Annotated in this window: 6 protein-coding genes and 1 pseudogene; 1 reads left to right on the forward strand and 6 read right to left on the reverse strand. The window is 72.4% G+C overall.

Annotation, left to right across the window (positions count from 1 at the left end; translation table 11 throughout):
- Nucleotides 1–20 precede the first annotated feature (20 nt).
- The 5 genes from ABT263_RS20960 to ABT263_RS20980 form a co-directional block, all read right to left on the reverse strand.
- A complete protein-coding gene (locus ABT263_RS20960) occupies nt 21–1,301 on the reverse strand; it encodes an FAD-dependent oxidoreductase (RefSeq protein ID WP_352292064.1) in 1,281 nt (426 codons plus the stop codon).
- Nucleotides 1,302–1,348: 47 nt separating this feature from the next.
- Nucleotides 1,349–2,227: a spirocyclase AveC family protein gene (locus ABT263_RS20965; RefSeq protein ID WP_352292066.1), complete on the reverse strand. Its 879-nt coding sequence runs from the start codon at nt 2,225–2,227 to the stop codon at nt 1,349–1,351.
- A 149-nt stretch (nt 2,228–2,376) separates the two neighbouring features.
- Nucleotides 2,377–3,399: an SAM-dependent methyltransferase gene (locus tag ABT263_RS20970; protein ID WP_352292068.1), complete on the reverse strand. Its 1,023-nt coding sequence runs from the start codon at nt 3,397–3,399 to the stop codon at nt 2,377–2,379.
- Nucleotides 3,400–3,504: 105 nt separating this feature from the next.
- Nucleotides 3,505–8,820, reverse strand: a complete 5,316-nt coding sequence (locus ABT263_RS20975; RefSeq protein ID WP_352292070.1) for a type I polyketide synthase — start codon at nt 8,818–8,820, stop codon at nt 3,505–3,507.
- A 28-nt stretch (nt 8,821–8,848) separates the two neighbouring features.
- Nucleotides 8,849–9,046 carry a DUF5988 family protein gene (locus tag ABT263_RS20980; RefSeq protein WP_352292072.1) on the reverse strand — a complete coding sequence of 66 codons (198 nt, stop codon included), beginning with the start codon at nt 9,044–9,046 and terminating at the stop codon, nt 8,849–8,851.
- 655 nt (nt 9,047–9,701) lie between these two features.
- On the opposite strand from ABT263_RS20980, the pseudogene ABT263_RS38920 reads away from it, so the two are divergent.
- Nucleotides 9,702–9,944, forward strand: a pseudogene (locus tag ABT263_RS38920) (NUDIX hydrolase); the annotation flags it as partial.
- 1,078 nt (nt 9,945–11,022) lie between these two features.
- Here ABT263_RS38920 and ABT263_RS20985 read toward each other — a convergent pair.
- A complete protein-coding gene (locus ABT263_RS20985; RefSeq protein WP_352292074.1) occupies nt 11,023–11,382 on the reverse strand; it encodes a DUF6191 domain-containing protein in 360 nt (119 codons plus the stop codon).
- Nucleotides 11,383–11,638: the final 256 nt, after the last annotated feature.

Genomic DNA, 11,638 nt, shown 5'->3' on the forward strand with positions numbered 1-11,638 from the left:
AGCTTCGGTCGGATGTCGTGTCACGTTCGGGGCCGACGGGTGAGGGTGGCGGGGGCCAGGATGACGGGGTGGGCCAGCAGGTTCTGGACGGCGACGAGGTCCCGATAGATCTCAGGGTGGCTCGGGACGAGGTCGAGGACCCGGCGCAGCGCCAGGGTGGCGGTGTGCATGCCGAGGGGCCGCCGCTCTGTGTGCCAGGCGGTGTCCGATAGGGCGGCCAGCAGCCAGGGCACGCGGACGATGCCGGCGGCCTCGCGCTGGAAGTTCCCGGCGAAGCCCGGTAGCGGGCCGTGCCGCAGCAGGTCGCGCAGGGCGAGGGCTTGGAGGGCGCAGACGGTCAGGCCGTGTCCGTAGATCGGGTTGAGGGCGGCGACGGAGTCGCCCAGGGCGATGACGTTGTCCGGCCACCGGGGCGCGCGGTGGTAGCCGTTCCAGCGGTTGTCCAGTCCGCCGTAGCGGTGCGGCTTGCCGACTGGTGTTCCACGGTCGATGGATTCCAGCAGGTGGGGATTGCGCAGGGCGGCGGCGTGGGCGCGGAAGCCGTCCTGGTCATGCGGCGGGCGGGTACCGTTCGCCCCGATGAGGGTGACCAGGGTCTGCTGCCCTTCGATGACCTGGACGAGGCCGCCCCGCCGGATCGTCGGTGCGTAGGTAGCTTCCGCGGACATGTGCCACTCGGCGGCGGGGGTGCCCTGGAACCGGCGGGTGACGTAGGAGAGGCCGGCCAGGACACGGGTGACGGGTGGTGAGGGAAAGCCTCCCTGGTCGAGCCATCCGGCCAGGCGCGTGGTGCGCCCGGACGCGTCGACCACCAGGTCCGCCGGGAAGGTTCGTCCTGAGCTGTCCCTCACCCCGGTGGCCCGGTGCCCGGTCCACAGCACGGCGCTGGCGGTCGCGGCGACCAGGTCGACGGCGGGCAGGCCGGTCACCCGCTCCCGGATCGTGCCTTCGAGTAGGGCACGGCTGCAGGCCAGATGCCCGACACCGGTGGGCCCGACGGGGGCCCAGCCGGCGGGGAAGAGGATGCGGGCGCCCTCCCCGAAGTCGAAGAGCGCGGCTCCCCGGGCGCGGAGCTCGTCGCCGATGCCGGGCAGGAGCGCCTCGATCGTGGTGGCCCCGCGCTGGAGCAGCCCGTGGGGATGGGGTGTCTGGGGTGCGCCCCGCCGGTGCCCGTCCGGGCGTGGCTGCGGGTCGCGTTCGATCACCGTGACCCGGGCGAAGGTGTCGCTGAGCGCCCGGGCGGCGAGGAGGCCGGCGAAGCCTCCCCCGATGACGACGGCGTGTCTTGAGGCGGTTCTCATGGGCGTTTCTCTCCTCACCCTCGGCTCCTCACCCTCGGCGTCCGGGGCTACCGGAGGTGCGGGGGGAGCTCGACCGCGTCCGCACCGGCGAGTGCCGGTATCAGGGCGTAGCCGGCGGCCAGTACCAGGAAGGCGGTCTGCGTGACGCCGACCACCGCCAGCAGCGCCGTCCAGGTGCGGGCCCGCGGTGGCAGTGCTGCCAGCCCGCGGAGGACGGACGCTCCGCGGGGTCGGTGCCGGTGGTGGTGGCAGAGCAGCGCGGGCAGGACGCCGTACACCGTCGCCGCGATGACCATCGCGTAGACGGGGACCTGGTACCAGTGCCCACCGAAGACGGTCAGCTGAGGGACGGCCTGGGCGTAGACATACGCACCGCTGAAGACCATGACGGGTTCCAGCACCACTTCGACGGCCATGGCCGTGGTGAAAGCGATCAGGGTCAGCCGGGCTGTGGACAGCCCGGGTCGGCGGCGTTCGGCGCGACCGAGGACCCAGAGGGTGGGGAGGGCCCACATCACGGCCTCGGCGAGGGCGAACCATCCGACGAAGAGCGGCTGGGGGTGGTTGGCGGGTGAGGGCCCGTGCCATCCGGGGAGGTAGGCGCCCCAGTCGTCGGTCGCGATCAGGTGCTTGCTGTAGGCGGCCACCTGGCCGTGGTAGTTGACGACCGGCATCAGCCAGAAGGCCGACAGGAATCCGATGAGCACCATGGTCTCGACGGCGAGGGCCCGTTGCCGCAGGCTGTACCAGGCGGACCAGGCCGTGCTGCCGACCACCCCCGCGATGCTGAGGAGCTGATAGGCGTCCAGGATCCGGGCGCGGGCGGGGCCGAGCCCGTACGCGCCGGCAGGAATCCACCGGGCACTGCCGATGGCCCAACGGCCCATCACCCATGCTTCCGCGGTCAGGAGCACTGCCCCGGTCACGGCCCACGCCGTGACCGGGGCACACCGCCGCCGCCCGGTGGCGGAGGCATGCTCCCGGGTCCGTCCGTCGGCCGCACTCGCCGATCGGGATCCGTCCATGGTCGGACACCTCCTGTGGTTGCGCACGACGGTGGGGACGCTGCGGCGGCTCACTTCCGGACGGCCGAGAGGTAGACCGACTCCTGCGGTTTGAGCAGGCCCTTCATGAAGCCGCTGACGATCCTCGGGAAGAGCCAGGCGATGAGGGGGCCGAACTCCTCGCGCAGGGCGGCCGTCGCGCGGGTGTCGTCCGCGAAGGGGAGGCAGTGCGCCGGCGGGTGGACGTCGAAGCGCAGCGGGCGGAGGCCGGCCTCGTCGAGGGCGGTGCGGAAGTCCGCGCCGCTCGGGTACCAGCTGAGGGAGCTGATGAGCGCTCGCCGCATGAAGGGGGAGAACGGCCGGGTCCGGTAGGCGTCGAAGATCAGGAGCGGGCTGCCGGGCTTGAGCATGGCAGCCATCGCATGGAGGCCTTCCGCCTTGCGGGGCGGGGGGAAGTGCGGGATGACGCCCATGGCGGTGACGGCGTCGGCCTCGCCGGCCAGGTCCCCAGTGGTCCCGAGGGAGAAGATGTCGCCCACCCTGAACCGGACCCGGTCGTCGAGACCGAGTTCGCGGGCGATGCGGCGCCCGATCTCCGCCTGGTCCCGTTCGATGGTGATCGACAGGATCCGGACCTGCGGCATCAGGAGGGCGAGCCGGGCCCAGCCGTCGCTGAGTCCGGTGCCGACCTCGACCAGGAGGCCGCCGGGGGGAACGCTCACCACGGCGGGCCGCCAGCAGGTGTCCACGGAGTTGACCTGGGAGAGGTGGATGCGCTGGAGCGGGTCCGGGAGCTCACGGATCGCGGGGGTGTAGGGCCCCCAGTTCAGCGCCAGCCAGATCGCGGCGAAGAGCCGGTTGTAGTACAGCCGGTACAGCTCGGGGACGGTCTCGTCGGTGCGTGTTCCCAGCAGGCGGATCGCCGCCCGCCACGCGGGGGCTGCTGTCCGAGGGGATCGGTTGCCGGTACGGGGCCCGTGGTAGAACTCGCGGAGCACCTGGTTGCGGACCGGTAGGAAGACGTCGAGGAAGCGCTGTTGCCCTTCGAGGGTCAGGAAGCCCTCCGGCAGTGGACGTTCGGGATGTGAGGCCATGGGAACTCTTCCTGTGTCGTTCGGTGGGGCATTCGGGCAGGCTGACGGGGGCGGGCCTCAGGGGCGCCCGGGCGCGTTCGTCCGTGCGCCCCGATGTCGGCCCTGTCAGGTGGTCGAGCCCGACGGGGCGTCGTCGAGGGCCATGGCGTCCAGCAGCCAATGGGCGAGGGACGCCGCCGTGGGCTTGGTCCAGATGACGCCGGGGGCGATCGTGGTGTGCAGGGTGCGGGTGAGGCGCTGTTGAAGCTGGACTGCGCCCAGCGAGTCGAGGCCGAGGAGCACCAGACTGGTGTGCGGGCCGATGTGGCGGCCGGTGGCGCCGAGTAGTTCGTGGACCTGGCGGACGACGAGGTCGGTGAGGATGCGGTGGCGGCCGGAGGAGGTGGCCGCCGAGCGGAGCTCGTCGAGGACGGGCGAGGCGTCCGGTTCGTTGGCACTCGCCCCGGTGAGGAGGTCGGCCAGGAGGGCGGAGGAGCGTACGGCGGGGTAGGAGGCCGTCCACCGGGCCAGGTCGATCGGGGAGTACGCGACCTGGTGGTGGCCCTCGGTCAGGATGCGTTCGAGCGCGTCCATCCCGTCCTGGGGACTGATCATCACGAACCCGCGCCGCGCGAGGTGCTGTCCGCGTCCGACCTCTGACCAGGCGCCCCAGTGGATGCCCGTGGCGGGCAGGCCCTGGGCTCGGCGGTGGGCGACGAGGGCGTCCACATAGGCGTTGGCGGCCGCGTAGGCGCCCTGGCCGGGGGATCCGAGCAGCGCGGCGACAGAGGAGTAGACGGCGAAGAAGTCCAGGTCCACCTCGCGCAGGTGGCGGTGCAGCGCCCAGGCGCCCTCGGCCTTGCCGCGCCACACGCGGTCCAGGAGGGCGGCGTCGATCCGGGCGAGGACGGCGTCCTCGACCACCCCGGCAGCGTGCACCACCCCACGCAACTTGCCTGCCGTGTGTGCGAGTCCAACTGCCCGGTGGATCGTTCCCGGATCGGCGGCATCGCCCCTGAGCGTCTCGATCACGGTGTCACCAGCCGCGCGCAGGGCGTCGAGCGCGCGCCGGGTGGCAGCGCTGGGCGCGGAGCGTCCGACCAGGACCAGCCCGCGGGCACCGCGTTCGGCGAAGCGGCGCGCGGTGAGCAGGCCGAGGCCGCCCAGCCCGCCGGTGACCAGGTAGCTGCCGTCGGTGCGGATGACCTGCCGCTCGGCGCGGGTGGTTGCGACGGGGTCGGGGCCGGTGCGGATCCGCGCGACGGAGCGGTGGTGCCGGCGCCAGAGGACCTCGACCACGGGAGCGTCGGCCAGCAGGTCGGCGAGGACGTGGTCCAGCGGGGTGTCGTTCGAGAGCAGCAGACTGCTGGGGCGCAGTTCGGGGTGCTCGAAGGCGGCCACGCGCAGCAGGCCGCGCAGGCCCGCGCAGGCAAGCGGTTCGTCGCCGCGCCAGGCCACCCACAGGTGTGGCGGTGCGGTGCGGGCGGCGAGCGACCGAAGGACGGCGAGGGCCTGCCGGACGGCACGGAGGGCGGCCTCCGGCGTGGAGTCGGTGTCCGGCGCATCCAGCACGAGGAGGACGTCAGTGACCGGCTCACGGGCCCCGTCCAGGGCGTGTGCCAGCACGCCGGGGTCCGGCGTGGCGCCCGCGGGCTGCCGGAGCAGTCGGCAGCCGCCCGCGCGTTCGTCGAGCATGGCGGCCAGGCGGGATCCCCAGAAGGCACGCTCGGGGGAGAGGACGAGCCACTGCTGGTCGGTCGCGGCGGGTAGCGGTGGCGCGGGCTCGGGCTGCCAGGCGAGATGGGCGAGGCGGTCGGCGTAGCGCTGTTCGCGTGGGGTGATGTTGGCCAGCCGCAGGCCGGTGATCGTGGCGACCACCGTGCCGTCGGCGTCGGTGAGCGTGCCGGAGGCGGTACAGCCGAGGTCGTCCGCGTGCGCCAGCGTGACGTCGGCGAACCGGGCGTGACCGGTGGGGCCGTGCAGGTGGACGGCCTCGAAACCGGCGACCACCACGGGTCCCGGACTGGTGGCGCAGTAGGCCAGCCAGGTGGCGACCGCGGTCTGGACGAACTCGTCGGCGAGGGCCGGGTGGAGCCGCAGCGCGGCGGCGGAGACCCGGGCGCTGTCGGCGGTGCGCAGGGCGGCGACGGCGCGGGTGTGATCAGGATGCAGCCGGATGCGGTCGATGGCCGTGAAGGCGGGGCCGTGGAAGACCTGGTGACGTTCACGAAAGTGGCGGTGCAACTCGTCCGGCGTTAGGTCCGTCCACTCGTCGGTGGGTCCGCCGGCCGACAGCGACGGGGAGCGGTCCTCGGCCACGGGTGCGTGCGGGTGGCCGCTTTCGCGTCCGGCTCCGGACTCGGCTCCGGAGCCGGGTGTCGGGTGGAGGGTGGCGCGGGCGTGGACCACCACGCCGTCGGCAGAACGGGTGAGCACCTGGCCGGACAGGACGCCGTCCTGCTCGGTGAGCCGGGTGACGACCTCGGGCTCGGGGTCGAGGATCAGTGGTGTCTCGATCCGTAGGCCTTTCATCACGATCCGGTCGCTGCGCAGGACTTCGCAGCCGGCGGCGAGCAGCATCTCGGCGAAGCCGGTCCCGGGCAGGACCGGTGTCCCGGCCACCCGGTGGTCGCCGAGCCAGGGCAGCCGGGCCGGGCTGATCGGCGCCTGCCAGAGATGTCTGCCGGGCTGGTCCGGGTCGTGGACGTGGGTGCCGAGCAGTGGGTGCTGTGCGGCCGCAGGGAGCCCGGGGGCGACCAGGGCGTAGGGCGTGGTGGTGTCGCCGTGGCGGGAGCGGTTCCAGCAGGTGGTGGGGACATCGGCCAGCCGGCCGTCGCCGTAGCGGGTGGCGTAGTCGATGCCGTCGTAGCCGGCGGCATGAGCGGTGGCCAGGTGGGTCAGGAACTCCTCGCCGTCGTCGGAGGCGTGGCGGCGCAGCGAGCCGACCGCGACCACGTCGCTGATCCCGGCCTCGGTGGACGCCTCGATGATCGGCCGGGTGGCGAGCGGGTGGGCGGTGCACTCGACGAACAGGCGGTAGCCGTCGGCGAGCGCGGCGCGCACCGCGCGCAGGAACTGGACGGTGTCGCGCTGGTTGCGCACCCAGTACGAGGCGTCCAGCGGACCGGGGTCGCGCGGCTCGTCGCTGACGGTGGAGTAGAGGCGCACTGCCGTGGGCACGGTTCCCGCCACATCGGCCAGGGCGTTTCGCAGCTCGTCCACGACCGGGTCCACCTGGTAGGAGTGTGAGGCAACGTCCACGTCGACCAGGCGGGCCAGGATGCCCGACGCGTTCCACCCGGCCACCAGGGCGAGGACCTGCTCGGCGTCGCCGGAGACGACCGTGGTGCGCGGAGCGGTGACGACCCCGATGTCGACCCGGTCGGCACCGGCGGCCTCGATGGCGGCGCGGGTGTCGGCGGTGCCGAGCATGACCGAGGCCATCGCGCCGTGGGCGATGCCGGCCAGGATCCGGGAGCGGCGGCAGATCACCTTGACGCCGTCCCGCGGGGTGAGCGCCCCGGCCACCACCGCGGCGGCCACCTCACCCAGCGACTGCCCGATAACCGCGGCGGGTTGCACGCCCCAGGAGCGCCAGAGGGCGGCCAGTGCCACCTGCACGCCGAACAGCACCGGCTGGATCCGGTCCACGCCTTGCAACTGCTCCGGTTGGAGGATGAGTTCACGCAGAGAGAGGCCGGACTCGGCGCGCACCAGCGGTTCGAGCCCGTCGATCGCGGCGGCGAACGCCGGCTCGCCGGTGAGCAGGCCCCGGCACATGCCCGGGTACTGCGAGCCCTGGCCGGTGAACACGAACACCGGTCCGGGGTGGCCGGGCGGCAGGACCGGCGAGCCGCTCACCACTCCCGCCGCATCCAACCCGTCGGCGAACTGCCTTGCATGTTCCGCCATTTGGCGTACTCCGTCGGCGACGATGCCCAGCCGGAACTCCGCGTGGCGGCGACGCAGCGCCAAGGTGTGCGCGATGTGACCGGCCGGCACCGACGCGCCCTCCGCCTCGGCCCAGTCGGCCAGGCGTCGGGCCGAGCCCAGCAGCGCGGGCCGCGAGGCGGCGGAGAGGAGGAACAGGCTTTTGCCCGGGGCGGGTTCGGCCGCCGCTGTGGCGACCGGTCTCCGGCGGGGAGCGGGCGGGGCCTCCAGCAGGACGTGCCCGTTGGTGCCGCTGACCCCGTAGGAGCACACCGCGGCGAGCCGGCCCCTGCCGGGGACGGGCCAGCGGGTCAGCTCGGTCGGCACGAAGAGCCGGGATCGCTGCTCCCGGTCGATGCTGGGATTCCAGCCGGTGAAGTCCCGGTTCGGCGGGATCGTGCCGCGCCGCAGGCACTCCACCGCCTTGATGAGTCCGGCGAGTCCGGACACCGGCTCGGTGTGCCCGATGTTCGTCTTCACCGAGCCCAACGCGCACCGGCCCCGGCCGTCGCGGCCGTACACGGCCTGGATCGAGGAGTACTCAACCGGGTCGCCGACGGCGGTCCCGGGCCCATGGGCCTCAACCAGCCCGACCTCCCCGGGGTCGACGCCCGCCAGCCCGACGGCCGTCCGGAACAGCTCCTGCTGCATCTCGCTGGACGGCGCGGTCAGGCGGGTGGCCTGTCCGTCGTTGTTGACCGCGCTTCCGCGGATCACCGCGAGCACCCGGTCGCCGTCCCGGCGGGCGTCCGCCAGGCGCTTCAACACGACGGCTGCCGCTCCCTCGCCGCGCACGTACCCGTCCGCCCGTCCGTCGAAGGCCCGACAGGCTCCGCTCGGAGACAGCAGCAGCGGTGCCTCCATCAAGTGGGTCAGCGGTGACAGCATCAGCAGCACCCCACCGGCCAGGGCGAGGTCGCACTCGCGCAACGACAGCGCGCCGCAGGCGGTGTCCAGCGCGACCATGCCCGACGAGCAGTGAGTGCTGACCACCATCACCGGACCACGCAGGTCCATCGAGAAGGCGACCCGACCGGCCGTTCCAGCGGGGAAGTTCCCGAACAGGAACGGGCTGTTCGGCGCGTCCTCCACCGGGCGGGCCGCCCGGAACAGATTGTCCGGCGCATAGGTGCCTATGTACACACCGGTGCGCGAGCCGCGTACCCGGTCCAAGGAGATGCCGGCGTGCTCCAACGACTCCCGGGCGACCTCCATCATGACCCGCGACTGCGGGTCCACCCAGGCGCGTTCCGCCGGGGCCACCGCGAGCGCCTCCGGCTCCCACGCCCAGACGTCGCCTTCCAGGAAGCAGCCCAGGGACGCCTGGTCCCGGAGTCCCGGATCGTGCTGGGCGGCCAGGCGTCCGGCGTCCCACCGGGACGGCGGGACCGGCCCCGCCGTCCCCCGGCCCTCGGCTGCGAGCTGCCACAGCCCGCCGGGGGTCTCGACTCCGCCGGGAAACCGGCAGCCCATTCCGATCACCGCGATCGGTTCCGCGTTCGATGCCGACATGATTCAGTCCCTCCGTTCCGCGGCCGCGCTACTCCGCGACCGCTGTGCTGTAGGTCCACTGGAAGACCGGTAGCTGCACGCCGTGCACGGACTCGGTGCTGCGGGTGCGCTCGAAGTGCTGGTGCCGCCCGTAGAAGGTGATGACGACCCGGGAGGGGGCTGGCTGGGCTTCCGGGATCCGGTGCAGCGGCGGAGATCCGGGAGGGCCGCCGCGGAGGACCACCATCCCCGTCGGATTCGGCAGGGGCGGCGGTTCAGACAGGACCGAGGGATCGGACGGTTCCGGCGGATCGGACATGGTGTGGGCAGACATGACACCACCACTCGACACTCGAATTGCGCGTCCGCGAACCGCGCGGACGACCACCGCGTCGCGAGCCGCGACGCAACCGGTCACGCTGATCGGGCAGCGGTCCGTACGGGAGACGGCCGGAAGGCCGGGGCAGAGGCCGCCGGCAACGGCGGCGCCAAACCCGCTACGGAGAACCAGCGGCGAGACTCCCTGCAGTCAACAAGCGCGACGTAGAGGGGATTTCGCGAAGGCCGGAACGGCGACCCGATGGAGACACCACCGAGGAGCGTGATTGGGGACCATCCAGCCGCACGGACAGGGATTGTGCAAGAGGCCCGGCGCAAGGCCGGTCGGGCGTGCCCCCTCCGCGCGCCCCATCACGCGACTAGCCGCCCCTCTAACACTCCTATGCGCCCTTGTCTCCTAAAGTCAAACGTGCATACCAGTTGCCGCCCGGACGTGATCGACCAATCCCACCCGGTGCCGCAACCCTGTAAGCAGCCGGAGGTACCAGCGGTGACTTCGGCCGCGGCGTACTGCAACGGTCCTTGACGTCGGACTGCTCGGGGCGGCCGATGATCTGCGTTTGGTGCACGTCATCCACGGAGCCCGAGGCGTCAAGGCCCCCAACGGCTTCCTGACCGTTGTCCTTGCCGCGCACTCCTGGTCAGGCAACCTCCGCAACGGGGAGCCCGAAAAGCACTCCGAGGTAGCCTGGGTGTCCGCCGACTTCATCCCGCGTGAGTTCGTGTCCACCACTCAGACGGCCCTGCTCAGCTACCTCCAGGGCGGCCCGAGCGTCCCACTCGATTCCTGGCGCACCGGAGCCTGACCGGATCAGCGGTTCGTGGTTCACACGGAGAGGCCTTCTGCCAGTTCGGCTGCTCCCGCCGGTTCGGTGCAGGACCTTCAGTCTCGGCACTCCGGTGAAGGCCCGCCCGGCCGGTGACCTCCGACCCGCCAGTTCGACCGGGGTGCGGGCGGCCCGAAAGGGGCTGAGGGCAATGCCTGAAGAATGGCGGCGGCCGTGGAGGAGGTCGGTCGCCGCTGTCGGAAGCCCGGAAGCTGGCAGAACGGCGACGGACGCTTCCAGCGGGTCAGTGGCTCACAGCCCGAGGATTTGCTCGTCTGCGGATCGGGTGCGGGCCGCCCCGGACCTCGATCCGGCCCAGGCGGCCCAGGCGGGCTACGGGGATCTCGGACCCCGCGACATGTTCGGTCATTCACGGCTCGCTCTCGGGGATCGGTGGCCGGCTTCTGCCAGCCGTGCGTCGGGCGGGGGCACGGCCCGTGCCAGGAGGTCCCGCGCGGTGGGATCAGGTGGTAGCGCCCCGCGGAAGGCGGCTGCGGTGGCCCGGTCCGGGGCGACTGTACGGGCCTGCCGACCGCAGCGGCGCGGCGCGTTCGTCCTGCAAGATGTTCGGACCACGCAGCTCGCGTACTGCCGCGCCCGTGTGCCGCGTCCGTTCCTTGCTGAAGGGCTGACCCCCGCGGACGCGGGGAGGACCGTTCGGTCCGTGCCCATTCATTCGGACGGCGGCGCCGGGGCCTCCGCGGCGGTGTCCGCGGGGAGGACCCCTTCCGACCCGCTGCGCAGCATTGGCTTTGCCGTCCCCCGCCTCGCCCCATGGCTGTTCGCCCCACTTCGAGACCGAACCGCCGAACAACGCTGGCGCGACCGCCGGAACCAACCCGACCACAGCCTGATGATCGCGATGCGGCCGTCCTCCCCGCGTCCGCGGGGGTCAGCCGCCGCCGTAGACGGGTCACGATCTGGGCGGCCGAGACCTGCGAGCGGGGACTGTGACGGGCGCGGGGAGCAGTCGGCCGGTCGGCCGCCGCCGGTCGGGCACGGGGGACCATCGACTCGCACGACTCTCATCGGAGTGAAGGCGTGAGGGTCGAGGCGGTCAATTCCGTCCGCCGGGCTTTCGGCCGGTGCCAGTCGGCTGCTTCGGGAGCACGATGACGGCGCGGCCCGAGTGTAGATCGATGGTCGAGCGGGGCGGTGCGGCGTCGCCCTCCTCATCGCGGCGCATAGCCTCGGCAGAGCGTTCCTCCAGCTCAGTCGCCTTGCCGGTGTTCACCGAGCCGGTGAAGACGTCCATGGCCACGGTGGACACCGAAGGCGCGCCGCCGGCTCGGCTCAGCCGTCGTCGGAGCCGAGCCGGAACCAGCCTCGAACTGGCCAGCTGTCGAAACGCCGTCGAGGCTAGCGCGAACAGCACCACCGCCAGCGCCAAACCGGGCAACGTGAGAGCGAACGCCATGACCATCGACCCGTGACCCCCAGTTGCACGACGCTCCCCGCACCGTGTTCCGACCGACCAACGGCCGGCACCTGAAAGCTAGTTCCCGAACGGGCGACGCGCAGGCCGGCAACCCCGCGTCAGTCGGCCGACAGGGCCGGGGCGCCGCCGTCCGTGAACTTCTAGTGCTACGTTCCTCAAAGCAGGTATACGTAGCGGCGTCGTAGTTGTCGGATTGGCGGAGCTGGACGGCCCCATATCCAGGGACGGGCACGTG

This window comes from Kitasatospora sp. NPDC001603 (genome assembly GCF_040298365.1).
Taxonomy (GTDB): domain Bacteria; phylum Actinomycetota; class Actinomycetes; order Streptomycetales; family Streptomycetaceae; genus Kitasatospora.

Coding starts and splice junctions, on each gene's coding strand:
- ABT263_RS20970 (WP_352292068.1), bottom strand. CDS start 3,399: ATGGCCTCACATCCCGAACGTCCACTGCCGGAGGGCTTCCTGACCCTC.
- ABT263_RS20985 (WP_352292074.1), bottom strand. CDS start 11,382: ATGGCGTTCGCTCTCACGTTGCCCGGTTTGGCGCTGGCGGTGGTGCTG.
- ABT263_RS20960 (WP_352292064.1), bottom strand. CDS start 1,301: ATGAGAACCGCCTCAAGACACGCCGTCGTCATCGGGGGAGGCTTCGCC.
- ABT263_RS20980 (WP_352292072.1), bottom strand. CDS start 9,046: ATGGTGGTCCTCCGCGGCGGCCCTCCCGGATCTCCGCCGCTGCACCGG.
- ABT263_RS20975 (WP_352292070.1), bottom strand. CDS start 8,820: ATGTCGGCATCGAACGCGGAACCGATCGCGGTGATCGGAATGGGCTGC.